The sequence below is a fragment of the Pseudomonas sp. 3-2 genome (assembly GCF_019710535.1).
GTDB lineage: Bacteria > Pseudomonadota > Gammaproteobacteria > Pseudomonadales > Pseudomonadaceae > Aquipseudomonas > Aquipseudomonas pharyngis.
The window spans coordinates 895,279-912,026 of the sequence record NZ_CP081200.1 but is presented as its reverse complement, the minus strand read 5'-3'; the positions used below and the strand labels follow the sequence as shown (position 1 = coordinate 912,026).

At 58.5% G+C, this 16,748-nt stretch carries 15 protein-coding genes and 2 tRNA genes; 1 reads left to right on the top strand and 16 read right to left on the bottom strand.

Features of this window, described 5'->3' with window-relative positions; translation table 11 throughout:
- Positions 1 to 8 precede the first annotated feature (8 nt).
- The 10 genes from nusA to rlmE form a co-directional block, all read right to left on the bottom strand.
- Positions 9 to 1,490, bottom strand: coding sequence for a transcription termination factor NusA (nusA, locus tag K3819_RS03975; RefSeq protein WP_003221546.1), 1,482 nt, complete (start codon positions 1,488 to 1,490; stop codon positions 9 to 11).
- 47 nt (positions 1,491 to 1,537) lie between these two features.
- Positions 1,538 to 1,996 (bottom strand): ribosome maturation factor RimP, encoded by a 459-nt coding sequence (gene rimP / locus K3819_RS03970; protein ID WP_039769696.1) that lies wholly within the window; start codon positions 1,994 to 1,996, stop codon positions 1,538 to 1,540.
- Positions 1,997 to 2,134: 138 nt separating this feature from the next.
- Positions 2,135 to 2,211, bottom strand: a tRNA-Met gene (locus K3819_RS03965).
- 97 nt (positions 2,212 to 2,308) lie between these two features.
- Positions 2,309 to 2,394, bottom strand: a tRNA-Leu gene (locus tag K3819_RS03960).
- A 22-nt stretch (positions 2,395 to 2,416) separates the two neighbouring features.
- Positions 2,417 to 2,800 (bottom strand): preprotein translocase subunit SecG, encoded by a 384-nt coding sequence (gene secG / locus K3819_RS03955; RefSeq protein ID WP_011332406.1) that lies wholly within the window; start codon positions 2,798 to 2,800, stop codon positions 2,417 to 2,419.
- A gap of 4 nt (positions 2,801 to 2,804) precedes the next feature.
- Positions 2,805 to 3,560, bottom strand: a complete 756-nt coding sequence (gene tpiA, locus K3819_RS03950; protein WP_007953744.1) for a triose-phosphate isomerase — start codon at positions 3,558 to 3,560, stop codon at positions 2,805 to 2,807.
- A gap of 65 nt (positions 3,561 to 3,625) precedes the next feature.
- Entirely contained in the window at positions 3,626 to 4,963 is a 1,338-nt protein-coding gene (gene glmM / locus K3819_RS03945) for a phosphoglucosamine mutase (RefSeq protein ID WP_221398682.1), read from the bottom strand.
- 16 nt (positions 4,964 to 4,979) lie between these two features.
- Positions 4,980 to 5,831, bottom strand: a complete 852-nt coding sequence (gene folP / locus K3819_RS03940; RefSeq protein WP_074691907.1) for a dihydropteroate synthase — start codon at positions 5,829 to 5,831, stop codon at positions 4,980 to 4,982.
- Positions 5,832 to 5,839: 8 nt separating this feature from the next.
- Positions 5,840 to 7,747, bottom strand: coding sequence for an ATP-dependent zinc metalloprotease FtsH (gene ftsH, locus K3819_RS03935; protein ID WP_011332403.1), 1,908 nt, complete (start codon positions 7,745 to 7,747; stop codon positions 5,840 to 5,842).
- Positions 7,748 to 7,949: 202 nt separating this feature from the next.
- Positions 7,950 to 8,579, bottom strand: a complete 630-nt coding sequence (rlmE, locus tag K3819_RS03930) for a 23S rRNA (uridine(2552)-2'-O)-methyltransferase RlmE (RefSeq protein ID WP_007953751.1) — start codon at positions 8,577 to 8,579, stop codon at positions 7,950 to 7,952.
- A gap of 101 nt (positions 8,580 to 8,680) precedes the next feature.
- Between rlmE and K3819_RS03925 the strand changes: the two genes are divergently transcribed.
- The gene (locus K3819_RS03925; protein ID WP_007953753.1) at positions 8,681 to 8,989 is read left to right on the top strand and encodes a YhbY family RNA-binding protein; all 309 of its coding nucleotides are present in this window, start codon (positions 8,681 to 8,683) and stop codon (positions 8,987 to 8,989) included.
- A gap of 9 nt (positions 8,990 to 8,998) precedes the next feature.
- Here the strand turns inward: K3819_RS03925 and K3819_RS03920 are convergent, their stop codons facing one another.
- From K3819_RS03920 to dnaJ, 6 genes are all read right to left on the bottom strand, one after another.
- A complete protein-coding gene (locus K3819_RS03920; protein WP_221399656.1) occupies positions 8,999 to 9,403 on the bottom strand; it encodes an MFS transporter in 405 nt (134 codons plus the stop codon).
- A gap of 28 nt (positions 9,404 to 9,431) precedes the next feature.
- On the bottom strand, positions 9,432 to 9,908 hold the full coding sequence (gene greA / locus K3819_RS03915) for a transcription elongation factor GreA (RefSeq protein ID WP_007953757.1): 477 nt from the start codon (positions 9,906 to 9,908) through the stop codon (positions 9,432 to 9,434).
- Entirely contained in the window at positions 9,905 to 13,126 is a 3,222-nt protein-coding gene (carB, locus tag K3819_RS03910; RefSeq protein ID WP_039769162.1) for a carbamoyl-phosphate synthase large subunit, read from the bottom strand. The genes greA and carB overlap by 4 nt, the downstream gene beginning before the upstream one ends.
- 126 nt (positions 13,127 to 13,252) lie before the next feature.
- A complete protein-coding gene (gene carA / locus K3819_RS03905) occupies positions 13,253 to 14,389 on the bottom strand; it encodes a glutamine-hydrolyzing carbamoyl-phosphate synthase small subunit (protein ID WP_221398681.1) in 1,137 nt (378 codons plus the stop codon).
- A gap of 256 nt (positions 14,390 to 14,645) precedes the next feature.
- The gene (gene dapB / locus K3819_RS03900; RefSeq protein ID WP_007953764.1) at positions 14,646 to 15,452 is read right to left on the bottom strand and encodes a 4-hydroxy-tetrahydrodipicolinate reductase; all 807 of its coding nucleotides are present in this window, start codon (positions 15,450 to 15,452) and stop codon (positions 14,646 to 14,648) included.
- A 9-nt stretch (positions 15,453 to 15,461) separates the two neighbouring features.
- Positions 15,462 to 16,586 (bottom strand): molecular chaperone DnaJ, encoded by a 1,125-nt coding sequence (gene dnaJ, locus K3819_RS03895; protein ID WP_039769159.1) that lies wholly within the window; start codon positions 16,584 to 16,586, stop codon positions 15,462 to 15,464.
- Between the last annotated feature and the right edge of the window lie 162 nt (positions 16,587 to 16,748).

Genomic DNA, 16,748 nt, shown 5'->3' with positions numbered 1-16,748 from the left:
GCGCCTAATTACTCGAACCAGTGGGCTCGGGCGGCCATGATCAACTTGCCGGCACGATCATCGTCAATGCCGTCGATGTCGAGCAGATCGTCAATAGACTGCTCGGCCAGGTCTTCGCGGGTAATTACGCCGCGCACCGCCAGTTCCATCGCCAAATCCTTGTCCATACCCTCAAGCGAGAGCAGGTCTTCGGCCGGATGGGCGTCTGCCAGCTTTTCCTCAGTAGCGATGGCTTTGGTCAACAAGCGATCCTTGGCACGAGCGCGAAGCTCGTTGACGATGTCCTCGTCAAAGCCGTCGATGTTGAGCATTTCTTCCAACGGTACGTAGGCAATCTCTTCCAGGCTGGTGAAGCCTTCGTCTACCAGCACCTGAGCCAGTTCTTCGTCGACTTCCAGCTCGTCGATGAAGTTGCGCAGGATGTCGCCGGTTTCCGCTTGTTGCTTAGCCTGGATGTCCGATTCGGTCATCACGTTCAGGGTCCAGCCAGTCAGCTGGCTCGCCAGACGCACGTTCTGACCACCACGACCGATGGCCTGAGCCAGATTGTCTGCGCCAACGGCGATGTCCATGGCATGGGCATCTTCGTCAACGATGATGGCCGCCACTTCTGCCGGCGACATGGCATTGATCACGAACTGCGCCGGGTTGTCGTCCCACAGGACGATATCGACACGCTCGCCACCCAACTCGCCCGACACGGCCTGGACGCGCGAACCGCGCATACCGATGCACGCGCCCTGCGGGTCGATGCGTTTGTCCTTGGAGCGGACAGCGATCTTGGCACGCGAACCCGGATCACGGGAGGCGGCCATCACTTCGATCAGGCCTTCAGCGATTTCCGGCACTTCAATACGGAACAGCTCGATCAGCATTTCCGGCGCGGTACGCGACAGGATCAGCTGAGGGCCGCGGTTCTCGGTGCGGATTTCCTTGAGCAGCGCACGCAGACGCACGCCAACACGGAAGGTTTCGCGAGAGATGATGTCTTCACGGGCCAGCAACGCTTCAGCGTTATTACCCAGGTCGACGATCACGTTGTCGCGGGTCACTTTCTTCACGGTGCCGGAGATGATTTCTCCCAGGCGCTCGCGATAAGCGTCAACCACTTGAGCGCGCTCGGCTTCGCGCACTTTCTGCACGATGACCTGTTTGGCGGTCTGCGCAGCGATGCGGCCGAACTCGATGGACTCGATCTTTTCTTCAACGACGTCGCCAACCTTGGCGCCAGGGTGCGTTTCAGCAACCTTGCTCGGCCAGGTTTCGATGGCCGGATCATCGAGATCATTCTCTTCGACGACCGTCCAGCGACGGAAAGTTTCGTAAGAACCGGTGTGGCGGTTGATTTCCACACGCAGATCAACTTCGTCTTCAAAACGCTTTTTGGTAGCAGTGGCCAGAGCCAGCTCCAGCGCTTCAAAAATTACGCTTGCCGGTACACCCTTTTCATTGGATACCGACTCAACAACCAGCAGTACTTCTTTGCTCATCGTACGCCTCGCCTTTCGCAAGCCATTGGATCCGCGGGATCCGCGTCTCAGTCAAAACTGGGAATAATGTTGGCCTTGTCGATCATATCGATCGGCAACAGGAACTCATGGTCATCTACCTGCACCACGACGTCCTGTTCTTCTACACCGCGCAGAAGGCCCTGAAAGTTGCGTCGACCTTCAAAAGGCGAGCGCAGCTTGATCTTCACTTGTTCACCGACATATTTGGCAAACTGCTCAAGAGTGAACAGTGGGCGTTCCATGCCTGGCGAGGAAACTTCAAGGGTGTATTCAACGGAGATCGGATCTTCAACATCCAGCACACCGCTGATCTGACGGCTGACGATGGCACAATCGTCCACCAGTACGCCGCCTTCCTTATCGATATAAACGCGCAACATTGAGTGGCGACCTTGAGCCGAAAACTCAATACCCCAGCATTCATAGCCTAGGGCCACGACCACCGGGGCCAGCAAGGCCTGCAACTCTTCTAGCTTGCTCGACACCTGAACCCCCTCGTGCATGTATGTGCATGCTATGCAAAATAAAAAAATGGGCGAAACGCCCATCCTTGAAACGCCGTCGAACAGCGGCGTTGAAAGTGTCCAGCTAACAAAAAGCCCCTTAAAAGGGGCTCCTTAAACTGGTTGCGGGGGCCGGATTTGAACCGACGACCTTCGGGTTATGAGCCCGACGAGCTACCAGACTGCTCCACCCCGCGACAAAGCTGGGGCGGAAGTATACGACCGATCCCTTTTAGGGTCAATGTAACCTTCCACCTGCAAGAAAGCCCGCAACAGCGGGCTCTCCTGACTAATTGGTACCGAGAAGGGGACTCGAACCCCTACACCCTATGGGCACAACCACCTCAAGGTTGCGTGTCTACCAATTCCACCACCTCGGCAATACTACGTTTGAAACCCTTCTTACTTCTGCTCTTGAGCTGGAGGTACGTCAGTCGCTGGAGTAGCCGACTTTTGCTCTTGAAGCACCGGGACATCATCAGAAGCCGGTTGTTGCTTTGGAACTTCCAACACTGCCGGGTTTGGTAAACCTGCTTGAGTCAGCTGATGAGCCTTCTCTTTAGCAAAGTATCCTAACCCCAAGCTGGTTATGAAGAAACCGGCGGCAAGTATAGCAGTAAACTTACTAAGAAAGGTAGAGGAACCTTGGCTTCCGAACACAGTATTTGAAGCACCTGCTCCGAAAGACGCGCCAGCGTCCGCACCTTTACCCTGCTGCAGCAAAACCAGAGCAACTACGCCCAATGCACCCAGCAGATGAAAAACGACTACGACTGTTTCCAGCATTTTTTCAGTTTCCCGCGGCGCGACAAATCGCACCGAACTCATCTGCATTCAGGGAAGCTCCACCAATGAGCCCCCCATCGATATCCGGCATGCCGAACAGTTCGACCGCATTGGCCGCCTTCACGCTGCCGCCGTATAGAAGCCGCACACCTCGTGCCACTTCAGAATTCTCTGCCGCCAACTGCTCGCGAATGGCTTTATGCACATCCTGAGCCTGTTGCGGCGTTGCAGTCAGCCCGGTACCAATCGCCCAGACCGGCTCGTAAGCGATCACTGCGTTGGCAAAAGCACCGACACCCAGCTCCTCGATGATACTGCCCAGCTGACGCCCGACAACCTCAAGAGTCTTTCCGGCTTCGCGCTGCTCCAGGGTCTCCCCTACACACAACACCGGAATCAAGCCACAAGCCTGTGCCGCTGCGAACTTGCGATTCAGCATTCCGTCTCGCTCACCCATGATCTGGCGGCGTTCGGAGTGCCCGACAAGCACCAGGGAACAACCTGCATCCACCAACTGACTCGGCGCAATCTCGCCTGTCAACGCACCTTGCATGGACTCCACCGCAGAATTCTGCGCACCGACCGAGATCGATTTGCCTTTCAAGCCATCAATCACTTGATTGATATACAAGCAAGGCGGGAATACCGCGACATCAACACCGCTTGGCAAGGCCAGATGACGAAGGCCGTTGATCAGCTCAGCGACGCTGGCGCGGGTACCGTGCATCTTCCAGTTACCAGCTACCATAGGGCGACGCATGCTGTACCTCGTCGGTCAAAGTGGGCGCAGATGTTACCCAACACAATCATGGCTGGCAAGCCGAATCAGGCAGAAACTTCAGTTACCAGTTTTGCCAGTTCTTCGGCATAGCCACGAACCTGGATTTCGTCCTCGCCTTCGACCATCACACGTACCAGAGGCTCTGTCCCGGACTTGCGCAAAAGCACACGCCCGCGCCCCGCCATAGCCTGGGTTACGCGTGCGCTCGCCTCCTTGACAGCCGGGTGCTCCAGCGGGCTGTCGCCACCGCCGAAGCGCACGTTGATCAGCACTTGAGGACACTTACGCAGGGCCTGACGAGTTTGCGCCAGACCTTCGTTGCGTGTTTTCAATGCCATCAGCACCTGCAACGCCGCAATGATCGCATCGCCAGTCGTCGTGTGGTTGAAGCAAACGACATGTCCGGAGTTCTCGCCCCCGACCAGCCAATCGCGCTCCAGCAATTCGGCAATCACATAGCGGTCGCCGACATTTGCACGCACAAAAGGAATACCCAGATCCGCCAGAGCCAACTCCAGACCCAGATTGCTCATCAGCGTACCGACCACACCGCCCTTCAATTTGCCTCGCTCATGCAGATCGCGCGCGATGATGAAAATCAGCTCGTCACCATCGACTATCGCCCCGGTGTGGTCGACCATCAGCACCCGATCACCATCACCATCGAAGGCGATACCCAGATCCGCATGCTCGGACAACACCGCCGCCTGCAATTGCCCCATGTGCGTGGAGCCACAGTTGTCATTGATGTTCAGACCGTTCGGCTGAGCCGACAGAACGACGACCTCGGCACCCAGCTCACGGAAAACACTCGGCGCAACTTTATAGGTGGCACCGTGCGCGCAGTCGATGACAATCTTCAGTCCGGAAAAACTGGTGCCGGTCGGCACAGAGCTCTTGCAAAACTCGATATAGCGACCGGACGCATCATTGATTCGCGACACCTTGCCAATCTTGCTCGACTCCACAACAGTCATTGGCGTATCGAGCAATTCCTCGATCATCAGTTCCAGCTCATCGGGCAGCTTGGTGCCCTTGCCGGAGAAAAACTTGATGCCGTTATCGTCATGCGGATTGTGTGATGCACTGATCACGATTCCGGCCTCAGCCTGGAATGTACGCGACAGGTAGGCGATGGCCGGAGTCGGCATCGGACCGAGCAGCATTACATCGGCGCCCGCAGATGTCAGACCAGCCTCAAGTGCCGATTCGAACATGTAGCCGGAAATCCGCGTGTCCTTGCCGACCAGCACCTTGCAGGCACCCATCTTGCGAAAGGCCATACCGGCAGCCCAGCCGAGCTTAAGCATGAAGTCCGGAGTAATCGGGTATTCCCCGACGCGACCACGAATCCCGTCGGTACCAAAATATTTCTTGCTCATAAGTGCTCCATCATTCTTATTCGGCTGATTCCACGGCTGCGAGCATTCGCACCACGTCCACCGTTTCCGCCACATCATGGACGCGCAATATACGCGCGCCTTTCACCGATGCCAGTGCAGCCAGTGCCAAACCGCCATACAGACGCTCACCCACGGGGCGATTCAATGCATGGCCGATCATGCTTTTGCGCGAAACGCCCACCAATAGCGGCCGCCCCAACGCATGCAGGGCTTCCATATGCTTGAACAAGCTTAGATTGTGCTGCAGGGTTTTGGCGAAGCCGAAGCCCGGATCAAGAATGATCCGCTCGGCCGGAATGCCTGCCTCCTCGCACTGAGCCATGCGTTCGGCAAGAAATTCGCCCACTTCCCGGGTGACATCCTGATAACGCGGATCATCCTGCATATCGCCAGGCTCGCCGAGCATGTGCATCAGGCACACGGGCAATCCCGTGGCCGCCGCCGCATCAAGCGCGCCATCCCGCCGCAGCGAACGAACGTCGTTGATCAAGCCAGCACCCAAACGCGCTGTTTCGCGCATGACCGCCGGAGTGGACGTATCGACCGATATGACCACATCCAGTTCGCGATTGATAAGCTCGACGACGGGAGCGACACGTTCCAGCTCCTCCAACGGAGAAACCGCCCGCGCGCCCGGGCGGGTCGACTCGCCGCCCACATCGATCAGCGTTGCACCCGCCGCAACCATGGCTTCGGCATGACGCAAGGCCGCGTCGAGCTGGCTGTATCGGCCACCGTCGGAAAAAGAATCAGGAGTGACATTGAGAATGCCCATGACATGCGTCCGGGCCAAATCAAGAACCCGGTTGCCGCAAGGCAACCGGGTCAGGGACTGTACAGAAGTCATTTCAAACCTTAAACGTCGGCAGCCGGACCGCCAATCGGTGTTTCCGGACGCTCACCCTGAATGACAGGCGGTGTGCCAGTACCGGTGCCGCCCGACCAATCGCGAGGCTCGCGAGGTGTACGACCAGCCATGATGTCGTCGATCTGCTCGGCATCGATCGTCTCGTACTTCATCAGTGCATCCGCCATGGCATCGAGCTTGTCGCGGTTGTCCGTGAGGATCTGTTTGGCCGTGCCGTAGCACTGATCGATGATGCTGCGTACTTCAGAGTCGATCAGCTTGGCTGTCTCACCGGAGAAGCTGGCATTCTGACCGCCACCGCCGCGACCGAGGAATACTTCCCCCTCTTCTTCGGCGTACATCAACGGACCGAGTTTTTCCGACAGACCCCACTTGGTCACCATGTTCCGCGCAATCTGACTCGCACGCATGATGTCGTTGGAAGCACCAGTCGTCACACCGTCAAAGCCCAAAGTCATCTCTTCAGCAATACGGCCGCCGTACAGCGAGCAGATCTGACTGATCAGCGCACGCTTGGACAGGCTGTAACGATCTTCTTCCGGCAGAAACATGGTCACACCCAACGCACGACCGCGAGGGATGATCGACACCTTATAGACCGGATCATGCTCGGGCACGACGCGACCGACAATGGCGTGGCCTGCTTCGTGATAAGCGGTGTTCTGCTTTTCCTTCTCGGACATGACCATGGATTTGCGCTCGGCGCCCATCATGATCTTGTCTTTGGCCAGTTCGAATTCTTTCATTTCGACGATGCGCTTGCCGGCACGGGCAGCAAACAGCGAAGCCTCGTTGACCAGGTTCGCCAGGTCGGCGCCGGAGAAACCCGGAGTACCACGTGCGATAACAGCCGGAGCAACGTCATCACCCATTGGCACTTTACGCATGTGAACCTTGAGGATCTGCTCGCGACCACGGATGTCCGGCAAGCCGACCACCACCTGACGGTCGAAACGACCCGGACGCAGCAAAGCAGGGTCCAGCACGTCAGGACGGTTGGTCGCGGCGATGACGATGATGCCGTCATTCATTTCGAAACCGTCCATCTCGACCAGCAACTGGTTGAGAGTCTGTTCGCGCTCGTCGTGACCGCCGCCCATACCGGCGCCACGATGGCGACCAACGGCGTCGATCTCGTCGATGAAGATGATGCATGGTGCGTGTTTCTTGGCCTGTTCGAACATGTCACGAACGCGGCTGGCACCGACACCGACGAACATTTCGACGAAGTCGGAACCGGAAATGGTGAAGAACGGCACCTTGGCTTCACCGGCAATCGCCTTGGCCAGCAAGGTTTTACCGGTACCCGGAGGACCAACCATCAGCACGCCGCGAGGAATGCGGCCGCCCAGGCGCTGGAACTTGCCCGGATCACGGAGGAACTCGACCAGTTCACCCACTTCTTCCTTGGCTTCGTCGCAACCGGCAACGTCAGCCAGTGTGGTTTTCACCTGATCTTCGGACAGCAGACGCGCCTTGCTCTTGCCGAAGCTCATCGGCCCGCCCTTGCCGCCAGCGCCGCCCTGCATCTGGCGCATGAAGAACATGAACACCGCGATGATCACCAGGATCGGGAAGCTGGCTACCAGAAGCTGGGTCCAGATACTTTGCTGCTCAGGCTGCTTGCCTTCGACCACGACGTGGTTGTCGACCAGGTCGCCGATCAAGCCATTGTCCTGGATTGCCGGACGAATGGTCTTGAAGCTGTCGCCATCGTTGCGCTTGCCGGTAATCACGTAGCCGTCGACGGCCACGCGCTCGACCTTGCCATCCTTGACCTGCTGGATGAAGTCGGAATAGTTGAGGGTCTGCGGCTCGTTAGGGCTGGAGAAGTTGTTCATCACCGTCACCAGGACTGCCGCGATGATCAACCACAGGATCAGATTCTTTGCCATATCGTTCAATTAACTACCCTCTGAAGCAAGCTCCGCTACTGGCGCGCGCTTCGCATGATATTCACCGGCCTAACTTACTACATTACCTACAGCTCTGGCAGGCGCCGTCTGTAACCCTTTGTGAAACACTTTCTACACAATATTCGCTTATGCGCGCGGGGCGAAATACGAAAAACCTATCACCCCGCCAAAAAACCTCGTTTTACTCGCTACGACCGCGGTAGCCCCATGCCAGCATATATTGCTCACGAGAGCTGCCACGAGAGGAGTCCGGCTTGATCATCTGGATCTTGTCGAACTTCTTGCGAGCATCCTTCAGGTAGACATCGAACCCTTCGCCCTGAAAAATCTTGATCACGAAATTGCCACCCGGCTTGAGTATCCTTTCCGCCAGATCAAGCGCCAGCTCGCAAAGGAACATGGCTTTTGGCATGTCCACTTCAGGCGTACCACTCATATTGGGGGCCATATCGGAAATCACAAGGTCCACCTGCGAATTACCCACAGCCTCAAGGATCTGAGCGAGCACTGCATCCTCGGTGAAGTCACCCTGGATGAAAGTCACGTCCGGGATGCTGTCCATTTCCAGGATGTCCGAGGCGATCAGTCGCCCCTGACCACCGATCAGCCGGCTGGTGACCTGCGACCAGCCGCCAGGCGCCGCGCCCAGGTCGACGACGTTCATGCCCGGACGGATCAGTTTGTATTTCTCCTGGATCTCCAGAAGCTTGTAACTCGCACGCGAGCGGTAGCCATCCTTCTGCGCTTGCTTCACATAGGGATCATTGACATGTCTTTTCAGCCAACCAAGGCTTGTCTTGGAACGCGCCATTGGGCACCTCGTTGATTAGGGTCGTGATTAATTGGGCGGATCCACGAGCCCTCGGGTAAAATGGCCGCCATTTTACAGAATCCAGACGAAAGGGTCAGATTATGCCGCTCACTCCAGAGCAGAAGAAACAGTACAAATCCATTGGTCACCACCTGAAACCAGTTCTGACTGTGGCTGACAACGGTTTGACTGAGGGTGTTTTAGCCGAACTCGAACGCGCATTGGCAGATCACGAGCTGATCAAGATCAAGCTCAACATCCTCGATCGCGAGGCGCGCCTGGCGTCCGTTGCAGAGCTGTGCAAGACCGGCAAGGCCGATCTGGTTCAAGTCATCGGCAAGATGGCACTGATTTACCGCAAGAACTTCAGCGTCAACAAGCAACTGTCGAACGTCCATCGCTTCAAGTGATGGCAAGGGTCAAGGGTGTGCTTCGCGCACCCTGCCACTCCATCCCGGCACCGGCTGCAATACCAGCACCAACCCGGAAAAACCCAACACAAGAAAGCTGAACACCTGCCAGCGCTGCGCATCCGGCCAGCCGACACGCACTGCGACAAACATCGCACACGCATACAACGCCATCAGCAACACCTGCCCGCGAAAATCCCGCCATAGACTGGCAAGGCCCTCGGCCTGTACCAGCACCAAAGCCTGAAATATCACGCACGCGACGGCAAAACCCACTACCGCCACTTCAAACGTACTTGCAACCTCATCGATCAGCAGCGGAGCCAGGCCAATCTGACCCAGCACCGGCCGCAGACCGAGGTGTGCCAGCCACAGGCCACCGACCCACAACATCTGGGCCAGTTGCCAGAGCATCGCGCCCGCACGCAACGGGCGCCCACCCTCAGATGTGACGGACTTCGACAATCTCGTACTCGATATCGCCACCTGGCGTTTTCACGACGACCGTATCGCCCTCTTCCTTGGCAATCAAGGCGCGGGCGATTGGCGAACCTACCGAAATCTTGCCGAGCTTGATGTCCGCTTCGTCCTCACCCACGATCTGGTAAGTGACGCTTTCATCAGTCTCGACGTTGGCGATTTCGACGGTGGTGCCGAAAATCACTTTGCCGGTGTGCGGAATGGTCGTCACATCAATGATCACCGCGTTCTGCAGGCGACCTTCGATGTCACGGATCCGCGCTTCGACCATGCCCTGCTGTTCGCGGGCGGCATGGTATTCAGCGTTTTCCTTCAAGTCACCCAACTCGCGGGCCGTACCGATGTCCTGGCTGAGCTTCGGACGAACGACCTTGGTCAGGTGAGCATGCTCTTCTTCCAGGGCCTTGGAGCCCTGGACGGTCATTGGGTATTTATTCATGCCTTCAATCCTGCGTGTAGATCCTGCAAGCGGCGTACGGTCTTCTCGGGACCGAACTTCAGCGCTTCACAGATAGCTTCGCCAGCAGCAATGGTGGTGGTGCAGTAAATCTTGTGCTGCAAGGCGTTACGGCGAATGGAATAGGAATCGGCGATCGATTGACGACCTTCGGTGGTGTTGATGATCAGAGTGACTTCGTCATTCTTGATCATGTCGACCACATGCGGACGCCCCTCGGTCACCTTGTTCACGCGACGCACTTTCAGACCTGCGGCTTCGATCAGCTTGGCAGTGCCGGCGGTGGCGACGACTTCGAAGCCCAAGTTGATCAGATCACGGGCCACGCCTGCAACCAGTGGCTTGTCATCATCGCGGACGCTGATGAACGCGGTACCGCCGGTCGGCAGCACTTCGCTGGCGCCCATCTGGGCTTTGGCGAAGGCTTCGCCGAAGGTGTCGCCGACGCCCATCACTTCACCGGTGGACTTCATCTCAGGGCCGAGGATCGGGTCAACGCCAGGGAATTTGGCGAACGGGAACACCGCCTCTTTCACGCTGTAGAAGTTCGGAATGATTTCCTTGGTGAAGCCGATTTCCTTCAGGGTTTTACCGGCCATCACGCGAGCCGCGACCATTGCCAGGGAAATACCGATGCACTTGGACACGAAAGGTACGGTACGGGAAGCACGCGGGTTGACTTCGATGACGTAGATGTCTTCGCCTTGCAGCGCCAACTGAACGTTCATCAGGCCGACCACGCCCAGTTCCAGGGCCATTTTCTTGACCTGTTCACGCATTTCGTCCTGGATGTGCGCCGGCAGCGAATACGGCGGTAGCGAGCACGCGGAGTCACCGGAGTGAACGCCCGCCTGTTCGATGTGCTGCATGATCGCGCCGATCACGACGTCCTTGCCGTCACAGACCGCATCCACGTCCATCTCGATGGCGCAGTTGAGGAAGTGGTCGAGCAGCACCGGGCTGTCGTTCGACACTTGCACCGCGTCACGCAGGTAACGCTTGAGCTCTTCTTCCTTGTAGACGATTTCCATCGCCCGACCGCCCAGTACGTAGGACGGACGCACCACCAGCGGGTAACCGATCTTCGCAGCGGCGCGAACAGCTTCGTCTTCGCTGCGCACGGTGGCGTTTGGCGGCTGACGCAGGTTCAGGCGCTCGACCATTTGCTGGAAGCGCTCACGGTCTTCGGCGCGGTCGATGGCATCAGGGCTGGTGCCGATGATCGGCACGCCGGCTGCTTCCAGGGCGCGAGCCAGCTTCAGAGGCGTCTGGCCGCCGTACTGGACGATCACGCCTTTCGGCTTCTCGACGCGGCAGATTTCCAGCACGTCTTCCAGGGTCACCGGCTCGAAGTACAGACGGTCGGAAGTGTCGTAGTCAGTGGAAACGGTTTCCGGGTTGCAGTTAACCATGATGGTCTCGTAACCGTCATCGCGCAGCGCCAGTGCCGCGTGAACGCAGCAGTAGTCGAACTCGATGCCCTGACCGATACGGTTCGGGCCACCGCCGAGGATGATGATCTTGTCGCGACCGGACGGCGCGGCTTCGCACTCTTCCTCGTAGGTCGAGTACAGGTAGGCGGTGTCGGTGGCGAACTCGGCCGCGCAAGTGTCGACGCGCTTGTAGACCGGGAACACTTCCAGCTTGTGGCGGTGAGTACGCAGGTTCTTCTCGGTGACGCCCAGCAGCTTGGCCAGACGCTGGTCGGAGAAACCTTTGCGCTTGAGCTTGTACATCAGATCGCGGTCGATAGCGGACAGACCGAGGGTCTTGACCTTCTCTTCGTCCTTGATCAGATCTTCGATCTGCACCAGGAACCACGGATCAATCATGTTCATGCCGAAGATTTCTTCGACGGTCATGCCGGCGCGGAAGGCGTCCGCCACGTACCAGATACGCTCGGCGCCCGGCACGGTCAGCTCGCGCTTGAGCACGCTCATGCTTTCCGGGTTGCTCAGGTCGACCTTCTCGTCCAGACCGCAAACGCCCACTTCCAGACCGCGCAGGGCTTTCTGCAGGGATTCCTGGAAGGTACGGCCGATAGCCATGACTTCACCGACCGACTTCATCTGAGTGGTCAGGCGCGCGTCAGCGTTGGCGAACTTCTCGAAAGCGAAGCGCGGCAGCTTGGTCACGACGTAGTCGATGGACGGCTCGAAGGACGCCGGGGTACGGCCGCCGGTGATGTCGTTCTGCAATTCGTCGAGGGTGTAACCGACGGCCAGCTTGGCCGCGATCTTGGCGATCGGGAAACCGGTGGCTTTCGAGGCCAGAGCCGACGAGCGGGATACACGCGGGTTCATCTCGATCACGACCATGCGGCCAGTGTCCGGGCAGATACCGAACTGAACGTTGGAACCGCCGGTCTCGACGCCGATCTCGCGCAGTACCGCCAGCGAGGCGTTACGCAGGATCTGGTATTCCTTGTCGGTCAGGGTCTGAGCTGGAGCAACGGTGATCGAGTCACCGGTGTGCACGCCCATCGGGTCGAAGTTTTCGATCGAGCAGACGATGATGCAGTTGTCCTTTTTGTCGCGGACAACTTCCATTTCATATTCTTTCCAGCCGATCAGCGATTCGTCGATCAGCAGCTCTTTGGTTGGCGACAGGTCCAGACCACGGGCGCAGATTTCTTCGAACTCTTCACGGTTGTAAGCGATACCGCCACCAGTGCCGCCCATGGTGAAGGACGGACGGATGATGCACGGGAAGCCCAGGCGCTCGAGCACCGCGTTGGCTTCTTCCATGCTGTGGGCGATACCGGAACGCGGGCATTCCAGGCCGATGGCTTTCATCGCCTTGTCGAAACGCGAGCGGTCTTCAGCCTTGTCGATGGTGTCGGCGTTGGCGCCGATCATCTCTACGCCGAACTTCTCCAGAACGCCTTCGCGCTCCAGGTCCAGGGCACAGTTCAGAGCAGTCTGGCCGCCCATGGTTGGCAGCACGGCATCCGGACGCTCTTTTTCGATGATCTTGGCAACGGTCTGCCACTTGATCGGCTCGATGTAGGTGGCGTCGGCCATGTCCGGGTCGGTCATGATGGTGGCCGGGTTGGAGTTCACCAGGATGACGCGGTAACCCTCTTCGCGCAGGGCTTTGCAAGCCTGGGCGCCGGAGTAGTCGAATTCGCAGGCCTGGCCGATAACGATCGGGCCAGCGCCGAGAATCAGGATGCTTTTAATGTCTGTACGTTTTGGCATGGGTTTGTCACTCAAATCCGCAGGTCAGTCGGCAAGCCGTCTTGATCGATTTCTGAAGTCCCGAGGGGGCCGCCGGTTCCGGGGCCGCCCTCGAGGGGCTTCTCGCTACAGTCTCAAGGCGAGCGCTTAGCGTCGCTTGGCCATCTCGTTGATGAAGCGGTCAAACAGAGGGGCCACATCGTTCGGGCCAGGGCTCGCTTCAGGGTGACCCTGGAAGCTGAACGCGCTCTTGTCGGTACGCTCGATGCCTTGCAGGGTGCCGTCGAACAGCGATTTATGGATCGCGCGGACGTTGGCTGGCAGGGTCGCTTCGTCAACCGCAAAACCGTGGTTCTGGCTGGTGATCATCACGACGCCAGTGTCCAGATCCTGAACCGGGTGGTTGGCACCGTGGTGGCCGTGGCCCATTTTCAGGGTCTTGGCGCCGGAGGCCAAGGCCAGCAGCTGGTGACCGAGGCAGATGCCGAAGACCGGAATTTCGGTTTCCAGCACTTCCTTGATGGCCTTGATCGCGTAGTCACAAGGCTCCGGGTCACCAGGGCCGTTGGACAGGAACACGCCGTCCGGCTTGAGAGCCAGTACGTCGGCAGCCGGGGTTTGCGCCGGAACCACGGTCACGCGGCAACCGCGCTCGACCAGCATGCGCAGGATGTTTACCTTGACGCCGTAGTCGTAGGCAACCACGTGATATGGCAGCTCGGAGGCTTCGATGGTCGCGTGGCTGTCGGTTTTCAGATCCCAGACAGTGGAGCGCCATTCGTATTGGGTCTTGGTGCTGACGACTTTCGCCAGGTCCATGCCCTTCAGGCCCGGGAAGCCTTGCGCAGCGGCGATGGCCGCCTCTTCGGAAATGTTGTCGCCGGCCATGATGCAGCCGTTCTGTGCGCCTTTTTCACGCAGGAGGCGGGTCAGGCGGCGGGTGTCGATGCCGGCGATCGCCACAACGTTGTTGGCTTTCAGGTAATCGGACAGGGACATCGTGTTACGCCAGTTGCTCGCAACCAGCGGCAGGTCACGGATGACCAGACCAGCGGACCAGACGCGGTCGGACTCGGCGTCTTCCGGCGTCGTGCCGGTGTTGCCGATGTGCGGGTAAGTCAGGGTAACGATCTGCTGGGCGTAGGAAGGATCGGTAAGGATTTCCTGATAGCCGGTCATTGCGGTGTTGAACACCACCTCACCAACGGTCTGACCGTCGGCTCCAATGGCTTCGCCGCGAAAAATGCTGCCATCAGCAAGGGCGAGTATGGCTGGCTTAGTCAAGAAGACCTCCCGTAAATAACGCATGAAAGGGCAATCGCAGGTTGTAAAAAAGCGGAGTGACGTATGGACACGTCACCCCGCTTCTTCACTGAATTATTCTGCGCGCTTTTAGTGGACACACTAAAGCTGTAGCTTACAGAAAAAGGGATTTTTGGTCTACCGCCAATGAGCCTGAAAGGCCGGAGAATGCGACAGGGCGTCGCTCAGCGGATTGAAACCGGCACAAACAGGGCGTTTGCGCCGGATTCATAACATCTCAATGCAGGTCGAGCACGTCCTGCATGTCGTACAAACCAGGCTCGCGAGCATCCAGCCACAACGCCGCACGCACCGCGCCTTTGGCAAACGTCATGCGACTCGAAGCCTTGTGCGTGATCTCCAGACGTTCGCCTTCGCAGGCAAACAGCACCGTGTGATCGCCCACTACATCACCACCGCGAACAGTGGCGAAGCCGATGGTCTCACGCTCACGGGCACCGGTGTGACCTTCACGACCATAGACCGCAACCTTCTGCAGATCACGATCCAGCGCATTGGCGATCACTTCACCCATGCGCAGGGCCGTGCCCGATGGCGCATCGATCTTGTGGCGGTGATGGGCCTCAATGATTTCGATGTCCGCATCTTCCGCCAACACCCGTGCCGCCATGTCGAGCAGCTTCAGCGAAAGGTTGACGCCGACACTGAAGTTGGCGGCGAACACGATCGGAATATCCTTGCCCGCCTCGGCCAGCAACTGCTTCTGCGCAGCATCCAGCCCGGTCGTGCCGATCACCATCGCCTTGCCCGCCTTGCGGCAGAAGGCCAGGTTTTTCAGCATCACTTCCGGCAAGGTGAAGTCGATCAACACATCGAACTCTTCCGCCACCGACTCCAGATTCCCGGACAGCGGCACGCCGATTCGACCGAGCGAAGCCAGCTCACCGGCATCCACACCGATCAGCGTACTGCCAGGGCGGACAATCGCAGCCGTCAAACCGGTCAGCGGCGCGCGCTGCTGCACCGCCTCGACCAGAATCTTGCCCATGCGCCCGGCAGCGCCCATCACAGCTATACGTCGCATGCCGACTCCTTACAGATCGCCGAAGAAGCGTTTCACACCGTCGAACCAACCGGTGGTTTTCGGGGAGTGGCTGTTGTCGTCCGCCAGGGAACTGCGGAACTCTTCCAGCAATTCACGCTGACGACGGTTCAGATTGACCGGCGTCTCGACGGCCACACGACACATCAGGTCGCCCGCACCACCGCCACGCACTGGCGCCACGCCCTTGCCGCGTACGCGGAACTGCTTGCCGGTCTGCGTCCCTTCCGGAATCTTCAGTTTGACGCGACCGTCGAGGGTCGGAATTTCCAGCTCGCCACCCAGGGCCGCGTCGACAAAGCTGATCGGCACTTCGCAGAACAGGTGCTTGCCGTCACGCTGGAAGATGTCGTGTTCGCGGACGTTGATCACCACGTACAGGTCGCCGGTCGGACCACCCTGAGTGCCCGCTTCGCCTTCGCCGGACAGACGAATGCGGTCACCGGTGTCGACACCGGCCGGCACTTTGACGGAAAGGGTTTTGTATTCTTCGACACGACCGTCGCCGTGGCAGGAATCGCACGGATCGGAAATGATCTTGCCCTGGCCATGGCAGCGCGGGCAGGTCTGCTGCACCGAGAAGAAGCCTTGTTGCATGCGCACCTGACCGATGCCGCCGCAAGTCGGGCAAGTCGATGGCGACGAGCCTTTCTTGGCGCCCGAACCGTCGCATGGTTTGCAATTGACCAGCGTCGGAACGCGGATATTCACGGTCGTACCGCGTACCGCTTCTTCCAGGTTCAGCTCGAGGGTGTAACGCAAATCGCTGCCGCGCTGAGCGCCGCCACGGGAACCGCCGCGACCGCCACCGAAGAAGTCACTGAAGACATCACCGAAGATGTCGGAGAAGTTCTGACCGCCGAAGCCTGCACCGCCGCCACCCATGCTCGGGTCGACGCCGGCATGACCGTACTGATCGTACGCTGCACGCTTGCTGGAATCGGACAGCACTTCGTAGGCTTCGTTGGCCTCCTTGAACAGATCTTCCGACGCCTTGTCACCGGGATTACGGTCCGGGTGGTGCTTCATCGCCAGACGGCGATAGGCCTTTTTCAGGTCTGCTTCGCTTGAGCCGCGCTCAACACCCAACACTTCGTAATAGTCACGCTTAGCCATAAGTTCTTCATACTCTTGAGGACGTTCGGCAAATCCCTCCTGAGCTTCGCCAAACTCGTTGAGCCCCAATACAGGCCCGGACCCAACTCACGTCAATTCAACGATCCTGGTCTTTGGTTCATGCGGTATTTGCGGCGCGAAAAGCAGGAGCATTCCCGGCCA

Bases quoted from the DNA above. Each gene is read 5' to 3' on its own strand.
- dapB (WP_007953764.1), bottom strand. From the start codon at position 15,452: ATGCGACGTATAGCTGTGATGGGCGCTGCCGGGCGCATGGGCAAGATT.
- folP (WP_074691907.1), bottom strand. From the start codon at position 5,831: ATGACTTCTGTACAGTCCCTGACCCGGTTGCCTTGCGGCAACCGGGTT.
- K3819_RS03920 (WP_221399656.1), bottom strand. From the start codon at position 9,403: ATGCTCTGGCAACTGGCCCAGATGTTGTGGGTCGGTGGCCTGTGGCTG.
- glmM (WP_221398682.1), bottom strand. From the start codon at position 4,963: ATGAGCAAGAAATATTTTGGTACCGACGGGATTCGTGGTCGCGTCGGG.
- secG (WP_011332406.1), bottom strand. From the start codon at position 2,800: ATGCTGGAAACAGTCGTAGTCGTTTTTCATCTGCTGGGTGCATTGGGC.
- dnaJ (WP_039769159.1), bottom strand. From the start codon at position 16,586: ATGGCTAAGCGTGACTATTACGAAGTGTTGGGTGTTGAGCGCGGCTCA.
- tpiA (WP_007953744.1), bottom strand. From the start codon at position 3,560: ATGCGTCGCCCTATGGTAGCTGGTAACTGGAAGATGCACGGTACCCGC.
- rlmE (WP_007953751.1), bottom strand. From the start codon at position 8,579: ATGGCGCGTTCCAAGACAAGCCTTGGTTGGCTGAAAAGACATGTCAAT.
- K3819_RS03925 (WP_007953753.1), top strand. From the start codon at position 8,681: ATGCCGCTCACTCCAGAGCAGAAGAAACAGTACAAATCCATTGGTCAC.
- carB (WP_039769162.1), bottom strand. From the start codon at position 13,126: ATGCCAAAACGTACAGACATTAAAAGCATCCTGATTCTCGGCGCTGGC.
- nusA (WP_003221546.1), bottom strand. From the start codon at position 1,490: ATGAGCAAAGAAGTACTGCTGGTTGTTGAGTCGGTATCCAATGAAAAG.
- ftsH (WP_011332403.1), bottom strand. From the start codon at position 7,747: ATGGCAAAGAATCTGATCCTGTGGTTGATCATCGCGGCAGTCCTGGTG.
- greA (WP_007953757.1), bottom strand. From the start codon at position 9,908: ATGAATAAATACCCAATGACCGTCCAGGGCTCCAAGGCCCTGGAAGAA.